Annotated in this window: 22 protein-coding genes; 14 read left to right on the forward strand and 8 right to left on the reverse strand. The window is 47.6% G+C overall.

Annotated elements, in window-relative coordinates:
- Positions 1-219: 219 nt before the first annotated feature.
- Positions 220-1,158, forward strand: a complete 939-nt coding sequence (locus H7R39_RS02330; protein ID WP_185897803.1) for a TAXI family TRAP transporter solute-binding subunit — start codon at positions 220-222, stop codon at positions 1,156-1,158.
- 352 nt (positions 1,159-1,510) lie between these two features.
- Positions 1,511-3,610, forward strand: a complete 2,100-nt coding sequence (locus tag H7R39_RS02335) for a TRAP transporter permease (RefSeq protein ID WP_185897804.1) — start codon at positions 1,511-1,513, stop codon at positions 3,608-3,610.
- Between the two features lie 156 nt (positions 3,611-3,766).
- Here the strand turns inward: H7R39_RS02335 and H7R39_RS02340 are convergent, their stop codons facing one another.
- Genes H7R39_RS02340 through H7R39_RS02350 form a run of 3 tightly spaced genes read right to left on the reverse strand, consistent with a single transcriptional unit; the run spans position 3,767 to position 6,411 of the window.
- A complete protein-coding gene (locus H7R39_RS02340; RefSeq protein ID WP_185897805.1) occupies positions 3,767-4,249 on the reverse strand; it encodes a tetratricopeptide repeat protein in 483 nt (160 codons plus the stop codon).
- Positions 4,250-4,294: 45 nt separating this feature from the next.
- Positions 4,295-5,116, reverse strand: a complete 822-nt coding sequence (locus tag H7R39_RS02345) for a M48 family metallopeptidase (RefSeq protein ID WP_185897806.1) — start codon at positions 5,114-5,116, stop codon at positions 4,295-4,297.
- Positions 5,092-6,411: an MATE family efflux transporter gene (locus H7R39_RS02350; RefSeq protein ID WP_185897807.1), complete on the reverse strand. Its 1,320-nt coding sequence runs from the start codon at positions 6,409-6,411 to the stop codon at positions 5,092-5,094. Before H7R39_RS02350 ends, H7R39_RS02345 begins: the two co-directional genes overlap by 25 nt.
- Positions 6,412-6,575: 164 nt before the next feature.
- On the opposite strand from H7R39_RS02350, the gene H7R39_RS02355 reads away from it, so the two are divergent.
- The 5 genes from H7R39_RS02355 to H7R39_RS02375 all read left to right on the forward strand — a co-directional run bounded on the left by H7R39_RS02355 (position 6,576) and on the right by H7R39_RS02375 (position 12,733).
- On the forward strand, positions 6,576-7,889 hold the full coding sequence (locus H7R39_RS02355; protein WP_185897808.1) for a sodium-dependent transporter: 1,314 nt from the start codon (positions 6,576-6,578) through the stop codon (positions 7,887-7,889).
- 9 nt (positions 7,890-7,898) lie between these two features.
- On the forward strand, positions 7,899-9,839 hold the full coding sequence (gene abc-f / locus H7R39_RS02360) for a ribosomal protection-like ABC-F family protein (protein WP_185897809.1): 1,941 nt from the start codon (positions 7,899-7,901) through the stop codon (positions 9,837-9,839).
- Positions 9,836-10,282 carry a hypothetical protein gene (locus H7R39_RS02365; RefSeq protein WP_185897810.1) on the forward strand — a complete coding sequence of 149 codons (447 nt, stop codon included), beginning with the start codon at positions 9,836-9,838 and terminating at the stop codon, positions 10,280-10,282. The genes abc-f and H7R39_RS02365 overlap by 4 nt, the downstream gene beginning before the upstream one ends.
- Before the next feature lie 62 nt (positions 10,283-10,344).
- Positions 10,345-11,868, forward strand: a complete 1,524-nt coding sequence (locus H7R39_RS02370; RefSeq protein WP_185897811.1) for a DKNYY domain-containing protein — start codon at positions 10,345-10,347, stop codon at positions 11,866-11,868.
- 106 nt (positions 11,869-11,974) lie between these two features.
- The gene (locus tag H7R39_RS02375) at positions 11,975-12,733 is read left to right on the forward strand and encodes a flagellin (RefSeq protein WP_185897812.1); all 759 of its coding nucleotides are present in this window, start codon (positions 11,975-11,977) and stop codon (positions 12,731-12,733) included.
- Positions 12,734-12,845: 112 nt separating this feature from the next.
- Here the strand turns inward: H7R39_RS02375 and H7R39_RS02380 are convergent, their stop codons facing one another.
- The 5 genes from H7R39_RS02380 to rpsO all read right to left on the reverse strand — a co-directional run bounded on the left by H7R39_RS02380 (position 12,846) and on the right by rpsO (position 17,360).
- A complete protein-coding gene (locus tag H7R39_RS02380; protein ID WP_185897813.1) occupies positions 12,846-13,277 on the reverse strand; it encodes a trehalose-6-phosphate synthase in 432 nt (143 codons plus the stop codon).
- Positions 13,278-13,570: 293 nt separating this feature from the next.
- A complete protein-coding gene (gene dnaK, locus H7R39_RS02385; RefSeq protein ID WP_185897814.1) occupies positions 13,571-15,448 on the reverse strand; it encodes a molecular chaperone DnaK in 1,878 nt (625 codons plus the stop codon).
- Between the two features lie 35 nt (positions 15,449-15,483).
- Entirely contained in the window at positions 15,484-16,011 is a 528-nt protein-coding gene (grpE, locus tag H7R39_RS02390; RefSeq protein ID WP_185897815.1) for a nucleotide exchange factor GrpE, read from the reverse strand.
- Complete coding sequence (locus tag H7R39_RS02395; RefSeq protein WP_185897816.1) at positions 16,008-16,787, reverse strand: HrcA family transcriptional regulator; 780 nt, start codon at positions 16,785-16,787, stop codon at positions 16,008-16,010. The genes grpE and H7R39_RS02395 overlap by 4 nt, the downstream gene beginning before the upstream one ends.
- Positions 16,788-17,087: 300 nt before the next feature.
- Positions 17,088-17,360, reverse strand: coding sequence for a 30S ribosomal protein S15 (rpsO, locus tag H7R39_RS02400; RefSeq protein ID WP_002952011.1), 273 nt, complete (start codon positions 17,358-17,360; stop codon positions 17,088-17,090).
- A 144-nt stretch (positions 17,361-17,504) separates the two neighbouring features.
- On the opposite strand from rpsO, the gene H7R39_RS02405 reads away from it, so the two are divergent.
- Genes H7R39_RS02405 through H7R39_RS02435 form a run of 7 tightly spaced genes read left to right on the forward strand, consistent with a single transcriptional unit; the run spans position 17,505 to position 23,063 of the window.
- A complete protein-coding gene (locus tag H7R39_RS02405) occupies positions 17,505-17,909 on the forward strand; it encodes an RrF2 family transcriptional regulator (protein ID WP_002946513.1) in 405 nt (134 codons plus the stop codon).
- 3 nt (positions 17,910-17,912) lie between these two features.
- The gene (gene flhA, locus H7R39_RS02410) at positions 17,913-20,075 is read left to right on the forward strand and encodes a flagellar biosynthesis protein FlhA (protein ID WP_185897817.1); all 2,163 of its coding nucleotides are present in this window, start codon (positions 17,913-17,915) and stop codon (positions 20,073-20,075) included.
- Positions 20,076-20,083: 8 nt separating this feature from the next.
- Positions 20,084-21,202 (forward strand): DHH family phosphoesterase, encoded by a 1,119-nt coding sequence (locus H7R39_RS02415; RefSeq protein WP_185897818.1) that lies wholly within the window; start codon positions 20,084-20,086, stop codon positions 21,200-21,202.
- 4 nt (positions 21,203-21,206) lie between these two features.
- Entirely contained in the window at positions 21,207-21,434 is a 228-nt protein-coding gene (locus tag H7R39_RS02420; protein WP_185897819.1) for a hypothetical protein, read from the forward strand.
- The gene (locus tag H7R39_RS02425; protein ID WP_185897820.1) at positions 21,431-21,610 is read left to right on the forward strand and encodes a hypothetical protein; all 180 of its coding nucleotides are present in this window, start codon (positions 21,431-21,433) and stop codon (positions 21,608-21,610) included. Before H7R39_RS02420 ends, H7R39_RS02425 begins: the two co-directional genes overlap by 4 nt.
- Positions 21,610-22,515 carry a tRNA 5-methoxyuridine(34)/uridine 5-oxyacetic acid(34) synthase CmoB gene (gene cmoB / locus H7R39_RS02430; protein ID WP_185897821.1) on the forward strand — a complete coding sequence of 302 codons (906 nt, stop codon included), beginning with the start codon at positions 21,610-21,612 and terminating at the stop codon, positions 22,513-22,515. Before H7R39_RS02425 ends, cmoB begins: the two co-directional genes overlap by 1 nt.
- A gap of 11 nt (positions 22,516-22,526) precedes the next feature.
- Entirely contained in the window at positions 22,527-23,063 is a 537-nt protein-coding gene (locus tag H7R39_RS02435) for a PaaI family thioesterase (RefSeq protein WP_185897822.1), read from the forward strand.
- The last annotated feature ends 119 nt before the right edge of the window (positions 23,064-23,182 follow it).

The following is a 23,182-nucleotide window of genomic DNA, read 5'->3' on the forward strand; positions in this document are numbered from 1 at the left end:
TCTCGGTCGGTAAAATTTAAAAATAAAACCACATAAAAAATACGATTTTCACTTCGCTTGTAAAAAATATATAAATTTTACCTTAAGAAATATTTTTCTAAGGCTAAAGTGTGTAAAATAGTCGCAAATTTTTGAAAAAGCTCGCAAAAAGAGTGAAATTTATACGCAAAATGCGGATTTTGAGAGTAAAATCAGAAAAATTCTTTGAAAGGAAGTTAAATGAAAACTACATCTTTGGCATTAGCCGGGTTGCTTTTCGCGTCTGCGCTGGGCGCAAAGGAGTTCGTATCTATCGGTACGGGAGCGATGACTGGCACGTATTATCCGGTCGGCGGAGCAATATGTCGCCTCGTAAATAAAGACCCGCAAATGAAATGCTCGGTGCAATCAACCGGCGGCTCCGTCTACAACGTAAATAACGTGCTAAAAAAAGAGCTAAATTTCGGCTTCGTCCAAAGTGACGTGGTTTATGATAAATTTAACGGCGTAGGCAAATTTGACGGAAACGGCGATCAAAATCTGCGCGCGGTCGTCTCGATCTACCCTGAACTTCTCGCATTCGTCGTCTCAAAATCAAGCGGCATCGGCTCGATAAACGACCTTGAGGGCAAAGCGATCAACGTCGGTAACCCTGGCAGCGGCAATGAAATGACCGCGCTTGGCGTGTTTAAGGCATTTGGCTTTGACGAGAAAAAGCTAAAACATCACGGCGTTTTAACTGCTGGCGAATGCCCGCACGCGCTAAAAGATAAGAAAATCGACGGCTACTTCTACATGGTCGGCCACCCGACGGCCAACATCACCGACGCGGCAAACTCGCTACCTATCGACATCGTGAACATCGAGGGCGAGCAGGTCGATAAGATGATAGCTGCGATGCCGTATTTTGCCAAAGGCACGATACCAAAAGGCACCTATGAGGGCGTGGATCACGACGTAAAAAGTATCGGCGTTAAAGCCGTACTAGTAACCGACAAGGGCATGAGCGACACTGCGGTGGCCGCGGTCGTAAAGGCTATCTTGGATAACTTCGACGAGTATAAGAGCCTGCACCCCGCACTCGCATCGGTTACCAAAGAGAGCCTAGTAGAGGGGCTTTCTGCACCTTTGCACCCGGCTGCTGAGGCTGAGTTTAAAAAAGCCGGCATAATAAAATAAACCAGCTTAGCCGCGTGGGTTAAATTTGACCTGCGCGGCTTGCTTTTTAAATTTAAAGGCTTGTTTTTAGTTTTTGAGGATTTAAAATTTGACGCTTTGCTAGCTTGTTTTTGGGCAGTGAGTTTACTTTAGCCGTATCAAGCGTCAAATTTTAGATTTGGCTCATGCGCGAATTTTCGGCTGATTTTTTTGCCGTTTGCAAAACCCGTATCTTTACGGCGTGAGGTTAAATTTGTAAGCAAATTTTGAGGCGCTGGAAAAGTAGGTCAAATTTGAAAAATCAAAGCCCCGGTTTACGCGGGTAATATCGCCGAATTTTAGAAAATTTAAGAAGGTCAAGAAAAGAGCAAATATGGATAAAAATTTAAACGATACACGAACAAACACTGAGCCGGCGCAGGAAAAGGAGGAATTCGTCGAGGTAAAGACGCGCGAGATAAACTCGAGCTTTTATATTTATTTTACGAGCATCATCTGCTTTGCGTGGTCGGTTTTTCAGCTTTATATCGCGTATTTTCCGATGAACACGACGATGTCGCGCTCGGCGCACCTTGCTTTTGCTATCTGTTTGCTGTTTTTGCTCTATCCGCTTAAAATTCACAAAAAAGCCCACTCCAGCCTGCCGTTTTACGACATCGCGCTTTGCGTTTTGGGTACGCTAGCCGCACTCTACCCGCTCATAGAGTTTTACGCTCTAGCGCAGCGTCCCGGAGACTACACGAGCTTTGATATAGCCGTATCCTGCGTCGCCGTGGTCGTGCTGTTTGAGGCGGGTCGCAGGATCATCGGCCCGGCACTTCCTATCATCGCAGCGATATTTTTGGCGTATGATTATTTCGGTCAATACATGCCGGACATCATCGCGCACCAGGGCGCTAGCCTAAACAAACTCGCCGGCCACATGTATCTTACGACCGAGGGCGTTTTTGGCGTGCCGCTTGGCGTTAGCGTGAGTTTTATCTATCTTTTCGTCTTGTTCGGTTCGCTTTTGGAGCGCGCGGGAGCGGGGCAGTACTTTATAAATTTAGCCTTTGCTTTGCTTGGTAAATTTCGCGGCGGACCGGCGAAAGCTTCGGTTATCGCGTCAGGACTAACTGGCATGGTGAGCGGCAGCTCCACGGCAAACGTCGTAACGGTTGGAACATTTACGATCCCGCTGATGAAAAAGGCGGGTCTAACTAGCACCAAAGCAGGCGCGATCGAGGTGGCCGCAGGCGTAAACGGACAGCTGATGCCGCCTATCATGGGCGCGGCGGCATTTATCATCGCCGAGTTTTTGGGGCTTAGCTACACAAACGTCATGATCGCGGCCGTGATTCCGGCATTCGTGTGCTATTTGTCGTTGTTTTTCATCGTGCACCTTGAGAGCTGTAAGCTCGGGCTAAAAGGCATGGAGCAGGGCGCCGGTATATCTAAGCTTAAAATTTTCGTGAGCGGTCTGCACTATCTTATCCCGATTTTGGTTTTGCTCTATACCTTGTTAATCGCAAACGAATCGCCGATTTCGGCGGCTTTTAACGCTATTTGCGTGCTATTTTTGATCATCCTTTTCCAAGAGCCGGTCAGAAAGATAGCTCACGGCGAGGACATCGGCAAAGAGGACTTTATTATAGGCTTTGCGGATATATTTTGGGCGATGGTGACGGCGGCTAAAAGCATGACTACGATCGCGATAGCTACGGGTCTAGCCGGCATCATCGTTGGCTCGATCTCGCTAACGGGCGTCGGTCAAGTGCTATCTGAAGTCGTGGAAAATTTAGCCGGAAACAACATCGTGCTGATCTTATTTCTCACGGCGATAATGTCACTGATACTAGGCATGGGCTTGCCGACGACGGCAAACTATATCGTCGTTAGCTCGCTAGTCGCGCCGGTGATTTTGTTTTTGGCGCACAAAAACGGCTTTCTCATACCGGCCATCGCGGTGCATCTTTTCGTCTTTTACTTCGGTATTCTAGCCGACGATACGCCTCCGGTCGGCATCGCGGCATACGCTGCGGCCGGTATCGCCAAAGCAAACCCGGTAACCGTGGGCGTGCAGGGCTTTTTCTACGACCTGCGCACGACGATTTTGCCGTTTTCGTTCGTGTTTAACAACAAGCTGCTTTTGATAGAGAGTGTAAACTCGGCCAACCCGAACGATGCCAAAGGCATAGTGTGGATAACAAATCCGCTCGAGATGGCGCTGATTTTCGGTACGGCGCTAGTGGGTATGTTTGCCTTTTCTTCGGCGCTTCAAGGGTATTTCGTTAAACGCGTAAGCATGCTCGAGCGCGCGCTACTTTTGTGCGTAGTGCCGCTAACTTTGGTGCCTAATATGTGCGCCAAGTACATCCCGTTTATCCCAAACGAATACGTTTCTTACGCGATCGGCGTGTCGCTTTACGCGGCGTTATTTGCGTTTCAGTGGATACAAAATAAAGCGGAAAAGAGAGTCGGCGTAGGCGCTTAAAGCCTGCGCTTTTTTATTCTGCGACCGTTACTATCTCTTAAAATTTAGCCTAGTTTTTTTGTTTTGCATTTTGTAAATTTAAGTTGGCGTTGTAGTGGGAAAGAAAGATAAAATCGGGTCAAATTTGATTGCTAAATTTAACCCGAGTAAGGAAAATTAAAGTCTTTTTGAGCGTTTTAGATCGCTTGCGAATTGGCATCCGAGGCTATCGCCTATCTTGCACGCTTTTTCAAAAAGAGCGTAGGCCTCTTTAAATTTTTTCTCCTCTAGCAGATACGATCCCGCAGTCGCGCACGAAAAGCCGTCGCCAAGCTCGCAGCCTTTATTTAGCAGCGCGCGCGCTTTTTCTTTGTCGCTAGACACGTATATCCCGCCGGCGCCCGAGCAGGCCTCTTTTGAGCCAAGCTCGCAGCCTTTTTCATATAGCTCAAGCGCTTTTTGACCGTCCGGCAAAATGTCCTTGCCCAGCTGATAAAGCGCGCCTAGTTTTGCGCAGGCTAGGCCATTGTTAGCGTCGCAGGCGGCCGCAAATTTTTCGCGAGCCGTTACGAATTGAGAGCTCTCATAGGCTTTGACGCCGTCCTCAAAATCGCCGCCCAGAGCAAAAACCGCGGCGACTAGCATTAGAAGTTTTTTCATTATCTCCCTTTAAATTAAAAATATTCTATTTTAGCATATTTAAAATTATTTTTTGTTTAGCCGTTGTTCCCGCGTTTTGAAATCAGGCATGAGCTTTACGATGAAGTCATAAAAGCTTTTTTGATGGTGGGGGTAGATCAGGTGGGTAAGCTCGTGAAGCACGACGTATTCGACTAGCTCGGGGGCTTTTTTGATCAAATTTAGGCTTAAATTTATATAGCCTTTGCGCGAGTTGCAGCTACCCCAGCGAGTGGTCATTTTGCGCACGACGACGCGGTTTATTTTTCGGTTTACGGTAGGAGCGAATTTAGCTATAAAATGCCCGTAAATACGCCTCGCAAAAGCTTTTTTGTAGTTTTCTAGCGCAGCTAAACTCGCGGCGTAAATTTCGCCGTCAAATTTACGTCCGTCCGCGCTAGCAAATTTAACCTCGCTAGGCTGCGCGTTAAATTTAATCCCGTCAAATTTGCCGTCAAATTTAGCGCCGTAAAGGTGCGGGTCTAGCCCCTCTGAGCTCAAATTTAAGCCGTCAAAAACTCCTGAGTCGCTTGTAAAACGTATCAAATTTACGCCTTTTAAATTCGGTTCGAATTTTATGCGGTAAACCTCGCCTAGTAGCTTAAACTCGTCCTCGCGCGGCAAATTTGCTAGCGTCTTCTTGTGAGCCGATTTTAGCCATTCGTAGTGTTTTTGCACGAACTCTAGCGCATATTTTTGCTCAGCGTAAAAGGGCAGCGAGACCGAGATTTCGCCTGATTTGGCGACCTTTAGGCGAGTTGTTTTTACGTCTTTTTTAAAATTTAGCGCGACGTCAAATTCGCCGCATTTTACGCTAACGGTTTTTACACGAGGCGTTTTGACTGCCATTTTCTGCTTCTCCAGCGCCACGTATTAACAAGACCGCGCAGCCACTCATCGGCGGTAAATCCGATCCAAACGCCGATGATACCCATGCCCTGCACGATGCCTAGATAGTATCCTAGCGGCAGGCTCACGCCCCACATAAACACCGCGCCAGTCATCAGCGGAAATTTAGCATCCCCACTCGCGCGCAGGGCGTTTACGATGACGATGTTAAACGTTCGTCCTGTCTCAAGCGCGATAGAAAGGGTAAAAAGCGGCAGCATGACAGCCTTTAGCTCCTCGGTCAAATTTAACCGCTCCATGATCTCAAATTTGGCAAAATACGCCGCCAAAACCACCGCTAGAGTCGCGATAAAGCCGATACGAAGCGCGCGGAAAGTGCGCGAGTAGGCCTCGTCAAATCTCATCGCGCCGACTAGGTGACCGACGATGACTTCGTTTGCCACGCTGATGCTGGCTCCGCAAAGTAGGATTAAAAGCGTGATCTGAAAGTAAATGGTCTGCACGTTTAGGCTAGCCTCGCCCATGCTCGCTACAAAGCCGAAAGCCACCATATACTGCGCCATCCAGAGCAAATTTTCGCCAGCGCTCGGAAGCCCGACGGATAAAATTTTACGCAAGATCGCAAACGGCAGGCTAAATAGACGTTTAAAGAAAATTTTGACTTTGGCGTAGCGAGTCAGTATCAAAAATAGTACGATAACGCCCACTAGACGCCCCACGACGGTCGAAACCGCGACGCCGTAGAGGCCGTAGTTTGGCAGTCCTAGCCAGCCAAAAAGCGCGATGGCGTTGCCGCAAAGGGTGATGACGTTCATGAGTAGGGAAACTAGCATAACGGCGGTGGCGAAGTTGTAGACGCGAAGCACGGCTGCTAGCACCATGCCGATACCGTCAAAAGCAAGCGCTACGCCTAGCATGTGCAGGTAGCCAAAACTCTCCTGTCTAAGTTGCTGCGGGACGTTTAAAAGCTCTAAAATTTCAAATCCGAAAAAGTAAATAAAAACCGCGCTGCCAAGCCCGATGATCGTGTTAAACGTGATGCTGGCGTGTACGACGCGTTTGGCTAGGTTGTGATTTCGCGCGCCTAGAGCCTGCGCGACCACGACCGAACAGCCCACGCTAAGGAAGCTAAAAATGGTCATAAAAAGATCCATTATCTGGTTGCCAGCACCCATGGCGCCGACTAGATGGACGCTGACTTTCGTCACCATGTAGGTGTTTATGATGAGCGTAACGAAGTGCAAAAACATATCTAAAAATATCGGGATAGTGAGCTTTTTGAGCGATAAATTCATAAATTCTCTTTTGTAACGTGGATTTTAGATAACTCGCGATTATATCCAAATATAAATTTAAAGCGTTTTAAGGCGGAGCGGCGTGCTTTGCGGGCGAGCGGGCATAATCTTTTTATTAGCTTAATCAAGTATAATTGAGAAAATTTAATCTAAACGGATATCAAATGCACAAAACAAATTTCACGTCACGCTGGGCGTTTATCATCGCTTGCGTGGGTTCGGCTATCGGTATGGCCAACGTCTGGGGATTTCCTTATAAGGTCGGTACGAACGGCGGCGGCGCGTTTTTGCTCGTTTATCTGTTTTTTGTCGCGATATTTTCCTATGTCGGACTTTCTGCTGAGTACGCTATCGGCAGACGCGCCAAAACCGGTACGCTAGGCTCATACGAATACGCGTGGAAGAGCCGAAACTGGGGCACTTTCGGTAAAATTTTAGGCTGGATACCGCTGGCTGGCTCGATGTGTATCGCTATCGGCTACGCAGTCATCATCGCGTACGTTTTAAAGGCGCTATTTCAGGCGATCACGGGCTCGCTGATGACGGTGGATACGAACACTTGGTTCGAGTCCTTTGCGCTTTCGTCCTATTCGGTCGTGCCGTTTCACTTTATCGTCGTTGCGGGCACGCTATTTACGCTATTTTTCGGCGCACACAGTATCGAAAAGACAAACAAAATCATGATGCCGCTTTTTTTCGTGCTATTTTTTATCCTAGCTATCAGGGTGGCGTTTTTAGACGGAGCGTTTGGCGGGTATAAATTCGTCTTTCACAGCGACTGGGGCAAGCTAGCCGATCCTATGGTGTGGGTAACGGCGATGGGACAGGCCTTTTTCTCGCTATCTATCACGGGCTCTGGTATGATCGTCTACGGTGCGTATCTTTCAAAGGACGAAGACGTCGTCGACAGCGCGCAAAAGACGGCGATCTTTGATACGATCGCGGCGATGACGGCGGCGCTTGTTATGCTGCCTGCGGTATTTGCTTACGGCATGGATCCTGCGGCGGGGCCTGGGTTACTTTTCGTAACGCTGCCTAAAATTTTACAAGACATGCCTGGCGGTCAAATTTTCGCGATTATTTTATTTACGGCGGTGATTTTTGGCGGCGTGACCTCTCTGCAAAATATGTTCGAAGCAGTCGCCGAGTCAATAATGCACAAATTTCCTAAGCTAAAGCGCGGCGTCGTACTAATCGCGCTTTGCATAATATGCTTTGGTATCGGCGTAAATATGGAGGCCATAACTAGCTGGGGGCCGTGGATGGATTTCGTGTCGATCTATATCATCCCTATCGGCGCGGTGATCGGCGCGGTGTCGTGGTTTTGGGTTATCAAAAAAGAAGAGATCATGGACGAGATCAACACTGGCGCGGCAAAAAAGCAAGGCGCGTTTTGGTATTTTACGGGCAGATATATATACGTGCCGATGGCGCTTACGCTTTGTATCATCGCACTTAGCATGCATATCTCGTTTTAAAGGGCGCGCGTGGCTCTAATCGACCTTATCGACGTTAGTAAAAAATTCGGCCCCAATGAAATTTTAAACAAAGTAAGCCTTAGCGTAAACGAGCGCGAGCGTATCGCTATCATCGGCAAAAACGGCAGCGGCAAAAGTACGCTGATGAAGCTAGTCGCGGGCTCTCTAGAGCCAGATAGCGGCAGGCGTATCGTGCAAGGCGGCGTGAAAGTAGAAATGCTCGCACAAAATCCCAAATTTGACGATGCGGCCACCGTAAAAGACGCGCTAAATTTGGAGCTAAAAGAAATTTTTGATGCGCGTGACGAGTATGCGGCGGTACTGGAAGCGCTCGGCCGCGATGCGCACGACAAAGAACTAAACGCGAGGCAAGATGAACTAATCAAATTTATCGAGGCAAAAGACGGCTGGCAGATCGAGCGCAAGATCGAGCGCGTGCTGGAGGAGTTTAAGCTAAAAGAGTACGAAAACCGAGCTGTCGCAAGCCTCAGCGGAGGCGAGATACGCCGCGTGGCTCTGGGCGCACTGATACTTAAAAAGCCCGATGTTTTGCTACTTGACGAGCCTACGAACCACCTTGACGTTTATATGGTTAGATTTCTTGAAGATATGCTAAAAGGCTCACGTCAGACGATAGTTTTTATCTCGCACGATCGCTATTTCATCGACGCGCTAGCGACTAGAAGCGTCGAGATCGAGGATGGCGCGCTGGCGTCGTTTGACGGCGGTTACGCGAACTATCTAGCTAAAAAAGAGGAAATCCTAGCCAGCCTGGCCAAATCTCACGAAACTTTGCTAAAACAGCTAAAAGCCGAGGAGGAGTGGCTGCGCAGAGGCGTCAAAGCGCGTCTAAAACGCAACGAAGGGCGCAAAGAGCGAGTGCTAGCCATGCGCGAAGAGGCAAAGAAAAACCCGGGCGTTATACGCCGCGTTAGGCTCGAGCTTGAGCGCGCGAGTAAAAATTTTAATCAAACTCAAAGCGTAAACCGCAAAAAGATGCTCTTTGAGATCAAGCAATTAAGCAAAAATATCGGCGGCAAGCAGCTTTTTAGGGATTTTAACGCGCGCGTTTTGCAAGGCGAGCGTATCGCGATAGTCGGACGAAACGGCAGCGGCAAAAGCACTCTTATTAAAATTTTACTCGGGTTTGAAAAGCCTAGCAGCGGCGAAGTTAGGCGCGGCGAGGTGCGCGTAGGATACTTTGATCAGTCGCGAAGCGCGCTAGACGACGACAAGAGCCTCATCGAGACCTTTTGCCCAAACGGCGGCGATCACGTCATGGTGCGCGGGCGAAATATGCACGTCTACGGCTACCTTAAAAATTTCCTATTTCCTAAAGAATTTCTCGATAAACCCGTGGGCGTGCTAAGCGGCGGCGAGAAAAACCGCGTGGCGCTCGCGCTACTTTTTAGCAAGGAGTACGATGTGCTCGTGCTAGATGAGCCCACAAACGACCTTGATATCGCCACTATTAACATCCTTGAGGACTATCTGCAAAGCTTTGAAGGCGCCATAATCATCGTGAGCCACGACCGATACTTTGTCGATAAGATCGCGCACAAGCTCTGGGCCTTTGAGGGCACTCAAATAGAGGTGCTGCATCAAGAGTACAGCGTCTATCTTGAGCTAGAAGACGAATTAGCCGAGCTTGGTAAATTTGAAGAAAGCCTAGCAAGCGAGGCTGAGCAAGCGCAAAAGCAAAAGAGCAAAACAAGCGCGAAACTAAGCTACAAGCAGACGCAAATTTTATCCTCGCACCCAGAGAAAATCGCCGCGCTAGAAGCCAAGATAAAAGAGCTAAACGCGGGCCTTAGCGATCCTAAAATCTATCAGCAAATCGGCCTAACCGCGCTTTATAACGACCTAGAAGCAGCAAAAAGCGAGCTAGAGACGTTAGAGAACGAATACTTTGAAGTCTTAGAAATCGCCGAAAATTTGGAGCAAATTTGAAAAAATTAACTAAAGCGGGCAGGGTTAGTGCTCTAAATTTACGCACGATTAAGCGAGACGAGCTTATCGGCGCTAGTTTTGAGCTGGACGGGGTTAAATTTAGCGGCGTTTTTTCTACGGATTTTAGTCTGGAACAGGGCGACCTCGTGCGCGTAAAGTACGAAAGAGACGGCTTTATAAATAGAATAACCCTGCTTGAAACCCTGGCTAAAAATAGCGAAAAAAAGAGCATGACGGCAAAAATCATGAACATTACGGTTTTTATCTCGCTGACGCTTCTTGCTCTTTGTATCGCGGGCGGAGTGATTTTTTCTTTGATTACGGGCAGATTTGAGATTCGCGATTTTACCGATATTGTTCGGCTTATTTGTATTTGCTTCCTTGTTTGGTCGCTAGCGTACCATGCGATAGGAAAATTTAAAATTTTGAGACAATTTGTATAAATTTTGAGCTCAAATTTGCCTTGAGGCGTTAAAAATCAGAGCTTCTAAAAATAGGCGGCACTTTGAAAGATAAAAAACCTATACTACTTTGCTTATTTGCGCTTTTTAGCGTGCTTTTTACGGTATTTTTCATGGTTTACGTCGCTAGTTACGAGGAGGAGAACGAATTTACCCAGATAGGCGGCAGCGAATTTTACGCGACGCAGCAGGGCAAAATTTACGCGCTAATCCCAAGCGGAGGCAAATTTGAGCTAAAAGGCGTGCGGGCGGATAAATTTAGGGTTCTTGCGTCAGGCGGTTATCGCGGGCGAAACGTCGGCGCCGATGAAAGCGCCGTCTACTGCGGCAATCTAGCCATGAGCGGGCTTGATCCCACGCGCGTTAGGGCGATTGGAAACGGATATTTAACGGACGGCCGGGTTAGTTATTTTTGCAGCGACGCAGGCGAGAGAAACTACGAGCTAGGAGCTTTTGCCGAGGCGGTTCAAACCGCGGCGTACGCGATACTGGGCGCTGATAAACCGCAAAGCTATATTTATAAAACAAAGCGCGTTTCAAGCGTAAATTTGACTAGGGTTTTGGATTTCGGCTTTGCGGCGGAAGATGCAGCTAATGGCGGCGGAAACGCCATGGTATATTTTGAGGGCAAGCAGCTAGAAGGCGCATACGCTAGGGCGCTAAGATACGTAAAAGACGCGCGCGGACGAACTAGCGATTTTTACGTCACGGACGGGCGAAACGTCTATTTTAAAGGCTCACGGCTCGCGGTAAAATTTACCCCTGAACTGCACGAGGTGGCGTATTTTGGCAGCGTGCACTATCTTTTAGAGCCCGCTAGCGGCGTAGTTTACGCGGATGAGCATGAGTTTGCGCCCGAATTTGCGCCTTATTCGCTACCGTTTGGCGTCTCCGGCGCGCACGCCTATCATCTGCTTTTTCGCGGCAAGGGCGGGATTTACTTTTGGGAGCGCGAAAGCGGCGAGCTAAAACGCGCGGCGGCTGATCCGTTTGCGGGTGAAATTTTGCCGCTTGCGGGTAGCGTTTTTATCAGCGGCGGACAGACTTATTTCGTGCAGAGCCGCGAAGTGTGGCATAGAAATAAAAGCGGCAGGCGGTTAGGCTCGCGCCATACGGAGCTTTTTAGGCTTGAAACTAGCGAGCAGTGGCGAAAAATAGGCCTTGTGCGCAACGGCGTATACGGCGCGGTTTATGCAAACGGCGACAAAATTTACTACTTTGACGCGATGGGGACGGGGCAGATGATTGACGCTAGCGTTTACGAGATCGCGGACACTACCGCCATAGAGATCTTGACGCGGCCGTATGATCCGCGCGGACAAAACATAAGCGGCGCGGAGATCCGCAAGATGATAAAAGAGGGGCGGCTCGTGCCGGCGCAAGGCGAGCTCGTTTTTGAAGCGGTTACTAGCTATGACGGTGAAGAGAGGTATGTTCTTTGGATATTTTTAGCGGTGGCTATCTTTGCGGCGATCGCAGGCAAAGCCTACGAGTATAGAAATCGCGCGAAAGCGGTAAAAAACGAAGCTGCGACAAAACCTCGCGGCAAGGTAAAATTTAGACGGTAAATTTACGGCTAGAATTTTTAAATGCTTAAATTTGACGTTTTGCTCGCCGCTAGCAAATTTTAATCAAATTTTCGCTAAAATCGGGTCAAATTTAAAAGGAGTGCAAATGAAACTAGGAAATTTTTCCGCAAACTCAAGCCTAAGCAATCAATACCTAGAACAAGCTCAAAATAACAGCGCAAAAGCCCTAAATAACATCTCCGCACAGCGCGCTCTAAGCGGCATAGACAGCGCAAATCTAGCTATCGCAGACTCGCTTCGCTCCCAAAGCTCCGCGCTAGAGCAGGGCGTCGCAAACGCAAACGACGCTATCGGCATCCTACAGATCGCCGACTCTACGCTAGCAAATATCACGCAAAGCGCCGACCGCATCGGCGAACTCTCGGTGAGGTATAACGGCGGCATCCTAAACGCCGATCAGCAAAAGATGATAAAAAGCGAGGCGGACGCGCTCGTGGGCGCGATGAGAGAGAGCACGCAGCAAGCGAGCTTTAACGGTAAGAACGTATTTGGCGGGCAGATGAGCTTCCTAACCGGCAACGGCACGGCGAGCGTAAATTTAAGCGCGCCCGATTTTAGCGGTATAGACGTGAGTAACGGCGATAGCGTGAGTAAATTTATCGGTAGCGTAAACGCTCTGCGAGGCGAGATCGGCGCGGCGCAAAACGGCATCATCTCGGGCATCAACGCAAGCCTAACTAAAAACGTCGCGCTGAGACAAAGCGAGTCGCAGCTACAAAATAACGACATCGCTAAAAATCTAAGCGCTTTTAAACAAAACGACCTACAAGCAAACGCCGCAATCCTAGCTCAAGCGCACAATACCGCAAGCCTGCAAAGCCAGTTTAACAGGCTTTTGGGCTAAATTTAACTGCTTTTATCTTTTAGCCGCTACGCTCCTTGGCGGCTAAAATGCTTTTGTTTTTACTCCGACTTTTGCGATCTAATCGCGCCTTAAATCAATCGGTCAAATTTATCTAAACCCTCCACATTACCTTCGCAAGGATTATCATTATGACACACAAAACAAGGGCGATAACGTGCGAGTATTTGCCAAAGGGGTCGGGCTTTTTAAGCTTATAGACGTAAAAGAGCGATATTGCCGTGATTAGGCACATTAGCCCTAGCACGCCGATCTTGGTCGCAAGTAAAATTTGAAACGAGCTACCGAGCCATCCGTTCTCGCCGCCAAAATAATCCTTTGCCATATAAATGCCACTGATGATCAGGAGTAAAAATGCCGTGCCAAACACCTTCGCGCTGCCTTTGGTGTAGGCTTTTTTGACGCGAGCGAGCGTACTCTCGTCTACGTGTTTTTTGGCAAACGGAAATATACAAACGTCGAAAAATACGTAGCCGACGAAGGCGATGGCGCTCAAAATATGAATGATTAGGAAAAATAGATACATTTAGGACCTTTTTTGTTTGATTATATTTAAATCAGTCGTCCAAATGGATGATTTTGATTAAGGATTGTCGAAAGAGAGTCAAATTTAATCTACGGGCGAAGCGGTAAATTTGCAAAAACAAGCGGTTCAAAAACTACATGAAGTCAAATTTGGATTGGGTAAAATTGAGTTAATGAATTTAGAGATTTATAAAAAACCGCCCGTCAAATTTAACGGGCGGGGCAAATTTAAGGGCGCGACAACGCTAAACTTAAATTTATGTTTAAAGCCCTCGCCGAAACAAGGGCTAATTTTTACTCGACTTCGGCGTCTATGACGTCGTCGTCTTTTTTCTTGCCGCCGTTTGCTTGCTCGCCCGCAGCGCCGTCTTTTTTATACATCGCTTCAGCTAGCTTATGGCTGGCTTCGCTTAGAGTTTTGACCTTCGCGTCGATCTGCTCTTTGCTCGCGTTTTCGTCTTTTAGAGTCTCTTTTAGCTCGTCCAGCGCCTTTTGGATGCGCTCTCTGTCCTCGGCCGGGATCTTTTCGCCTAGCTCGTCAAGGCTCTTTTGCGTCTGGTGCGCGAGTGCGTCGGCTTGGTTGCGAGCCTCGACTGTGTCTTTGCGCTTTTTGTCGTCCTCTTTGTGTAGCTCGGCGTCTTTTACCATGTTGTTGATCTCGTCCTCGCTTAGACCGCTTGAGCCTGAGATCGTGATATTTTGGGCTTTGTCGGTAGCCTTGTCTTTAGCAGAGACCGTTAGGATACCGTTGGCGTCGATGTCAAACTCGACCTCGATCTGCGGCACTCCGCGAGGAGCGGCAGGGATGCCCTCTAGGTTAAATTGACCCAAAGACTTGTTGTCGCGGGCAAATTCGCGCTCGCCTTGTAGTACGTGGATCGTGACGGCGCTTTGGTTATCCTCGGCAGTTGAAAATACCTGATTTTTCTTAACCGGGATAGTCGTGCCTTTTTCGATGATTTTCGTCATCACGCCGCCTAAAGTCTCGATACCTAGGCTTAGTGGAGTGACGTCTAGGAGCAATACGTCCTTCACGTCGCCTTTGATGACGGCGCCTTGGATCGCCGCGCCGATAGCTACGACCTCGTCCGGATTTACGCTTTTATTTAGCTCTTTGCCAAACGCCTTTTTGACCTCTTCTTGAACTAAAGGCACGCGCGTCGAGCCGCCCACCATGACGATTTCTTTTATATCTTTTTTGTCAAGTCCGGCATCTTTTACGACCTCGTTTATCTTGGTGATCGTTTGAGCGACCAGATCCTCGATCATGCCCTCAAATTTAGCCCTAGTTAGCGTCTTTGTGAGGTGTTTAGGACCCGTAGCGTCAGCTGTGATAAACGGTAAATTTATCGTCGTTTCTTGAGCCGAGCTTAGCTCTTTTTTAGCCGTTTCGGCCGCCTCTTTTAGGCGCTGCATAGCCATTACATCGGTTTTTAGATCGATGCCTGCGTCGCTTTTAAATTCGCTCGTTAGCCAGTCGATTAGGCGGTTATCGAAATCATCGCCGCCTAGAAACGCATTACCGCCGGTAGCTAGAACCTCGACCACATTATCGCCGGTTTCTAGTACCGTAACGTCAAACGTACCGCCGCCTAGGTCGTAAACCATGATCTTTTCGGACTCTTTTTTATCTAGGCCGTAGGCTAGAGCCGCCGCTGTAGGCTCGTTTATGATACGAAGCACGTTTAGTCCCGCGATCGTTCCCGCTTCTTTAGTCGCTTTTCTTTGGCTGTCGTTAAAGTACGCAGGCACCGTGATGACGGCATCTACGACCGTTTCGCCCAGGTAGCTTTCCGCATCCTCTTTTAGCTTCATTAGCACTTTGGCCGAGATTTCTTGCGGAGTGTAGACCTTGCCCGCGATCTCTATAGCGCACGCGCCGTTTCTATCCACGACGTGGTACGGCAACCTAGCTTTAGCTTCCTGTGCGTTTTTCTCGTTGCTCATTAGACCCATTATTCTTTTGATAGAGTAGATGGTTTTTTCAGGGTTGGTTACTGCTTGGCGTTTTGCGCTATCGCCTACTAAAATTTCGCCCTTATCGGTAAACGCTACGACCGAAGGAGTCGTGTTTTTGCCTTCTTTGTTTGGGATTACCTTGCTTTCGCCTCTCTCATACACGCTCACGCATGAATTCGTCGTTCCTAGGTCTATGCCTATTACTTTTGCCATTGTTGATCCTTTTTACTAAATTTTTATTTTAAATTTTACTTTGCTATCGATACCATCGCAGGTCGTAAAACTCTGCCGTTGATTAGATAGCCTTTTTGTATCACTTGCACGATTTTTCCTTTTTCCACGTCCTCGCTATCGATTTGCAGTACGGCATTGTGGAAATTCGGATCAAATTCGCCCTCGGTTTCGATCGGCGTGATACCGTTTTTTTCGAAACACTTTTTAAACTGATCTATCGTTATATAAATTCCTTCTTTGATTTTCGTCGCATATTCGTCGCCTTCGGTTTCAAAATTTACCGCCATCTCAAGCGCGTCTATCACAGGAAGCAGATCTCGCGCGAATTTCTCGTTCGCATACGTCGCGATGTCCGCTTTTTCCTTTTCGAAACGCTTTTTGATGTTTTCAAAGTCCGCGTTGGCTCTATAATACTTGTCCGTTAGCTCCTCAAGCTGCTTTTGAAGCTCTACGTACTTCGCGTCTAGGCCCTCAAAGCTGATACTCTCGTCGAAATTTGACGGGATTTGCTGCTCAAGTTCCACGTTTTCATTCTCGTTCATGCCGCCTCCTTTAGGTTGTTTAAAAATCTTTCGTAATCATTATAAATACTGCCCGCGCAAAGCATTTTAGCCTCTTTGCCCTCAAAATTTACGCCCAGCTTCATACCTAGGTAGTTCTCGCCGAAAAAGACTAAATTTGAGTCAAAAACCATTTCAAAGCTAGGGCTTAGCGCGTTTTTAAAACTCTCTCCGAAAATTTCAAGCGCAACCCTTTCGTTTTCTAAAAAGCGAATTTTAGTGCGCTTTAGCTCGGCTATCTTGTTTCTTAGCTCGTTTAGGCCCACTTGCATACAGGTAAGCTCGAGTCTATCGAGGTCTATGCCGATGAGATTGCTCAAAAATTTCTCTACCTTCGAGTTAAATTTGAGTGCGATCTCGTCCTCGCTAAAGCTCAAAATCAAAAATCTATTGTTTAAATTTAAGACCTCGTTTAGCGTTTGGGTTTTGCTTTCAAAAACCATCGCGTAAATTTCAAATTTATCGCTTAGCAACTTTAATAGGCTAGGATTTGCGATATCTAGCGTCTCATTAAAATTTAACCTAGCTCGCCAATAATCTCTCATCGTCGCAGCCGTCGGTATCCTGCCGCCGCTAACGTGAAACTGCGTGATTGCGCCCTCGTCGGAGAGCTTTTTAAAATAAACTCTTATCGTAGAGGCCGGGATCGACATCGCCATGCGCGAACCAAGCTCGCTAGAGCCGATCGGAGCGTTGTCGCTAAGATAAGCTTGAATAATAGAATCAAGTATCAGATCTCGCTTACTCATCTTTATCATATTAGCACTCTCTCCTTTAAATTGCTAGGCGCATTATACAACATTGAGCGGATAATTGTCAAGGGGTAGAGTTAAAAAAATTTATTTAGATAACTTTAGTGTAGTTAGCTCAAGGTTATAAGGGTAAATTCTGGGCATGATTGGCTGCGTGCTGGGAAATTTGAATAAATTTAATGTAAAAGTAGAATAAATTTAGTTTTATCGCTAGAAATTTTATGAATATAAAATTTGATGTGTTAAATTTTGAAAAATAATAAGAAGTAAAATTTGAAAGAAAAGCCCCAAATTCGGGGCTTAGGATTATTTATCTCTGAGATTTAGCTCAGCGATAACTTTTGTGTAAGCTGCGTAATCTTTAGCTTTTAGATATTTCATCAAGCGTTTTCTGCGGCCGACTATTTTAAGTAGTCCGAGGCGAGACGAGTGATCTTTTTTGTAGATTTTTAGGTGCTCGGTTAGCTCCTCGACTCTTGCGGTTAGCAATGCGATCTGAACTTCCGGAGAGCCCGTATCTTTCTCTTTTCTAGCGAATTTCGCAACAATTTCTGCTTTTTTAGCCGAATCCAAAGCCATAATGACCTCCTGATTGGTGAGATTAAAAAAGGCGATTATATCATAAAAATCAAAAAATGCGGCGCCTGTTTTAAAAAATATTGATTTAATCAAATTTGCAGATAAAATTTAATAAAATATCCGCAAAAAATTTAAGGGGAATTTATGCTTTTGACAAAAGCGAGCGAATACGCGCTGCTTTCACTGATTTACATAGCGCAAAAAGACGCTCCCTCGGACGTCGATACGATGTCGGGCGAGCTTGAGATATCAAAAAGCTTTTTGGCTAAAATTTTGCAAAATTTGGCCAGAGAGGGCATTTTGGTTTCGTTTAAGGGCGCAAACGGCGGATTCATGCTCGCGCAAAAGCCTGAAGAAATCAGTATAAAAAGAATAATCGAAAGCGCCGAAAAGCGTAAAATGGCGGTATTTGAGTGCTCGATCTCGGCTGATAGCTGTGCTTCCAGCAAGGGCGGAATGTGTCAAATTTGGCCGATGTTTAGCGCGCTTCAGTCTAAAATCGACGATTTTTTAGATACGATTACGCTAGCAAATATAATCAAGAAGTAAATTTTGGCAAAACAAAAGCGCAATATCCTAACCCTGGTCGCACCGTTTTTAGAGCCTATCATAAGGTTTAAGGGGCTCACGATCGTCGGCGTCATAATCGCCATCCTAGCGATCATCATCGTGCCGCTTCCTAGCGCGGTTTTGGACTTTTTTCTTGCGCTTTCCATCTCTATCTCGGTGCTCATCATCCTTATCGCCGTTTACGTGCCAAAGCCTACCGACCTTAGCACGTTTCCGACGCTTATTCTCATCATCACGCTTTTTAGACTCTCGCTAAACATAGCCACCACGCGCATGATTTTGAGCGAAGGGCACAACGGTCCCGATGCCGTGAGCGAGATAATCTCAAGCTTCGGGCAGTTCGTCGTAGGCGGCAACTACGTCATCGGCGTGATCGTCTTTACGATCCTAGTGCTTATAAATTTCATGGTCGTTACCAAAGGCTCGACGCGCGTGAGCGAGGTGCAGGCGAGATTTACGCTCGATGCGATGCCGGGTAAACAAATGGCGATAGACGCCGACCTAAACGCCGGTCTAATCGACGAAAAGACCGCCAGAGAGCGCCGCGAAGCCATCATCGGCGAGGCGAATTTCTACGGAGCGATGGATGGTTCGTCTAAATTTATAAAAGGCGATGCGGTCGCGGGCATCATCATCACGATCATAAACATCGTCGGCGGCTTTCTCATCGGTTCGTTTCAGTACGGCCTAGATATGGCTACCTCGGCGCAAAACTACACGATCCTAACGATCGGCGACGGTCTAGTGAGCCAGATCCCGGGCCTCATCACGTCGACGGCTACGGCGATCATCATCACTCGAGCTAGCAAGGACGATGAAAATTTCGCCGAGGGCTCGCTAACGCAGCTGCTAGGCGAATATAAAACGCTTTTAATAGTCGGCTTCATACTATTTATCTTTGCTCTAGTTCCAGGGCTTCCGACGCTATCTCTCGGATTTATCTCGCTTCTGTTTTTAAGTATGGGCTTTATAATGAAAGAGGTAAAAGAGGGCAAGATAAATTTGACCGCCAAGGTCCAAAGCGCAAGCTCTATCCAAGGCGAAGAAGAAGGGCAGACTGCACCAAAACCCCCTAAAAAAAGCGAAGAAGAAATCGCCCGCGAAGAGGAAGCTAAGATAAACGACATCTTAAAGCTTGAAATTTTAGAACTCGATCTAGGTTACGGCCTGCTAAAGATCGCCGAGACCGATCTCATCGAGCGCATACGAGCTATGCGCCGAAATATCGCCGCACAGCTTGGTTTTTTGATGCCAAAGATCCGTATCCGTGATAATCTCCAACTACCGCCCAACGAATACCGCTTCAAGCTAAAAGGCGTCGTGATCGGGCAGGGGGAAATTTACGCGGATAAATTCCTCGCGATGGATAGCGGGCTAGTTAGCGACAACATCGAAGGCATCCCGACTAAAGAGCCGGCGTTTGGCCTAGACGCGCTATGGATCGATGCGAGCGTGAAGGAGGACGCGATACTAAGCGGCTACACGATCGTAGATCCCGCAAGCGTCATCTCCACGCACATGAGCGAGCTGATAAAGCAAAACGCCGCCGAGCTCCTAACTCGCCAAGAGACGCAAAATTTGCTCGACAAGCTAAAATCTGAATACCCCGTCATCGTCGAGGATACGCTGCGTATCGCGCCTATCGGAGTGATCCAAAAGGTGCTAAAAGCGCTGCTAAAAGACCACATCCCGATAAAAGATATGCTAAGCATCCTAGAGGCGCTAAGCGACATCGCCGAGGTTAGTAAGAACCTCGATATGATCGTCGAACACGTCCGCACCGCGCTTGCTCGCGCTATCACTTCGCTTTACGTCGATGAGGGCGGGCGCTTAAATTTCTACGTGATGGAGCCCGCCGCGCAGCAAAAGCTGATCGACGCCGTGCAGTATAAAGACGGCGCGTATCACCTAATGATAAACGTCTCGCAGACGTCGGCGATCGTGCAGGCTCTGCGCGAGGCGAGGGCGAAGCGGCCGATCTCGGAGTACGGCTCGATGATACTTTGCGTGGAGCCTAGCTTGCGTAAATTTATCGCTGATATCTGTACAAATTTCGCCATAGATATCACGGTGCTTAGCTTTGCCGAAGTCGTGGCAAATACGCCGTTTGAGACGCTAGGCACGATAGAAATATCAAATTTGTAAGGAATAAAATGACCATCCACCACCTTTCGCACACCGATCTGGACGGATACGGCGCGCAGGTAATAACGAATCACTATTTTAAAAACGTTAAATTTTATAACTCAAACTACGGCAAGGAGATCGACGAGAAATTTGATCAAATTTTGGCTCAAATTTCTGATAAAAACGCAGTCCAGACGCAGTCAAATTTAAGCGGCGAGCAAAATGTTAACTCGCAAAACGTGCCCGAAAATCGCGGCGAGGGCGAAGCGGCTAAAAATGACGAAAAAGCGCTCATCCTGATAACGGATCTAAATTTGACCGTGGAGCAGTGCGAAGCCTACGAAAAGGCGCTCGCAAATAAAAACGCTAAAATTTTGCTCCTTGATCACCACCAAAGCGGAGCCGAGTGCGCGAGCAAATTTAGCTGGTATTTTTTAGATAGCTCAAGGTGCGCGACTAAGATTACGCATGATTTTTTCTCTAAAATTTACGGTGTCGATGCGAGCCTAAATCACTTTAGCGACGTCGTAAATGCGGTCGATATCTGGCTAAAAGACGATGTAAATTTTGAAATGGGCAAGGTCGGACTCGGACTCGTCGCAAACGCAAAAGAGATAAACAAAACGATGTTTGAGGCTGAAAATTCGCGCTATCTTTTTTATCTAATCAAACGAGCGCGGGAGTTTTTTGACGCGGGAGACGACTACGTCGGGCTTGACGAGGCGATTTTCGGATTTAAAAAGGATTTTTTCAAAGAGGATAAAAACGATACGCTAAGCAATCTGATCTCAGCATTCGTCGTAAAAAAACTAAGCGAGGAAAAAGAGAAATTTAGCATAAAATATAACGACCTTAACGGCATTTTGACCTACAATATCGGTAACACCTCGGTTATCGGTAATGATTTTTTAGTCGCGAATCCCGATATTGATTTTTTCATCGACGTTACGAGCAAAAAGACGCTGAGCTTTCGCGCTAACGGCAAAGTAGACGTCAGCCAGATGGCTAAAAATTTAGTCGGCGGCGGTGGGCACGTGAACGCTAGCGGCGGGCTTTTTGCGGGCTTTAAGGATAGCTTTAGCTATGAAAACGTAAAAGCGCAGATAACCGACCTAATAACCAAAAAAACGATTTTACAAGGATAGAAAAATGAAAGAAATAGAACCTACCGTAGATGAGCTAAGCTACGAGCTTTCGATGATGCTAGAGGCGATGCTGTATTATGCCGGCGTGAAAAAAGATAAGCTCGAGGACGCCGCCGAGACCTATATCGAGTGCATCGATGACGCGCTAGAAAACTCGGATGCCGAGGGCGTGGACGAGGTGCTCGAAGTCGTCGAATACATGAAGAAAAATCACGCTAAATTTTTCAAATGAAAACTCTAGCGCAAATTTTACTTTTATCGGCTCTGGTGGCGATGCTGGGCGGTTGCGTGTTTTTAAACGACCGCGGCGTGACGACGAAGTACTACAACGAGTGCAAGGAGTACTACGACGCGACGGGTGTCTATCACAAAGAGTGCCCTAAAAACATCATCGACTGGACGGAGTGATGAGCTTAGAAGCGGCTAGAGCAGCGAAGGCTAGGGAGCTGGCGGGCAAAACCTACGCGCCTTTGATACGCGAGGTAGAGGAGCTAGCGGCTAAATTTAAGGGGCGCGAATTTGAGCTTAAATTTGACGATATAGTCGAGATAAATGCAAATTTAAACCCCGCCCAGCGCGAAGAGACGCTGCAAACAGCGCTAAATTTACGCTCGTGGCGCAAGGGGCCGTTTAAGATAGACGATATCTTGATAGACAGCGAGTGGAGGAGTTTTGTCAAATTTAACCTGCTCGAGCCGCACATGGATCTAGCAGACAAGGTCGTGGGCGATATCGGCTGCAACAACGGCTACTATCTCTTCCGCATGTTGCCGCAGCGTCCAAAAAAGCTGATCGGTTTTGATCCCGGCGTGATGAGTTTTTTGCAGTTTAAATTTATCGACGCGTTTGCGCGCTCGGGCATAGAGTACGAGCTACTAGGCGTCGAGCATCTGCCGCACTACGGCGTCAAATTTGACGTGCTCTTTTGTCTTGGCGTACTCTATCACAGAAGCGATCCGGTGCGTACGCTAAAAGAGCTAAAAGGCGCGCTAAATGCGGGCGGCGAGCTATTTTTGGACACGATGTATCTTGATATGCAGGGCGATTTTGCCTTGAGCCCTAAAAATACATACTCAAAGATACCAAATATCTACTTTGTGCCGACTATTAGCGCGCTTTTAAACTGGTGCGAGAGGGCAAATTTTAAAGATGCGCAAATTTTAGCCACAAAGCCGACGGACGAGCGCGAGCAGCGAAAAACCGAGTGGATCTTGGGTCAGAGTTTGGGCGATTTCCTCGATCCCGCAGACCCTGCGCGCACGGTCGAGGGCTATCCCGCGCCAAAACGGGTCTATCTAAAACTAAGCGTATAAAAAGGTGAAAAATGGACGAAAATATCTACGACGACAACAGTAGCGACGGGGTTGTTCTGCCAGAGGACGAAAATCCGTTTCGCAACGAACTAAAAACCTCGCCGAATATAAAAATCGGTCTTAGCGGCGCCGTGACGCAGCTCGAGCCAAATCACGCTAAAACGCGCTTTTTCGCCACTAGCGACATGGTTGCCGATAGCGAGGGGCTTATACACAGCGGGTTTGTTTTCTCTGCGGCTAGCTACGCGGCGATGGCGGCGGTCAATGAGACTTTTAGCGTCGTTATCGGCGCCAAGATACATTTTTTCGCTCCAACCAAGCTAAACGAAGCGATCGAATTCGACGCACGCTCACACTTTAACGAGAGCAAGAAGCGCGAGGTGCGAGTAACTGGTACGACGAACGACATAAAGGTGTTTGAGGGGACTTTTCAGGTCGTGATTTTAGAGGATCATATCTTTAAAATTTACAAAACCAACCTGCAAAAACAAGCCGCGCAAAGACGAAACGAAGAAAAACGCAAAGAAGAGGCAAAGCAAAACGCATAAAAACGATCAAATTTAAAAGCACGCCGGGCGGCGCGGTAAATTTAGCGCCGCTTTTGCGTTTGAATTTTATTTATCGCCGTCTTTTTCGGCGGTATTTTGGCAAAACCTGCATAAATTTA

Origin of the sequence: Campylobacter massiliensis, from assembly GCF_014253065.1 — a bacterium.
GTDB lineage: Bacteria > Campylobacterota > Campylobacteria > Campylobacterales > Campylobacteraceae > Campylobacter_A > Campylobacter_A massiliensis.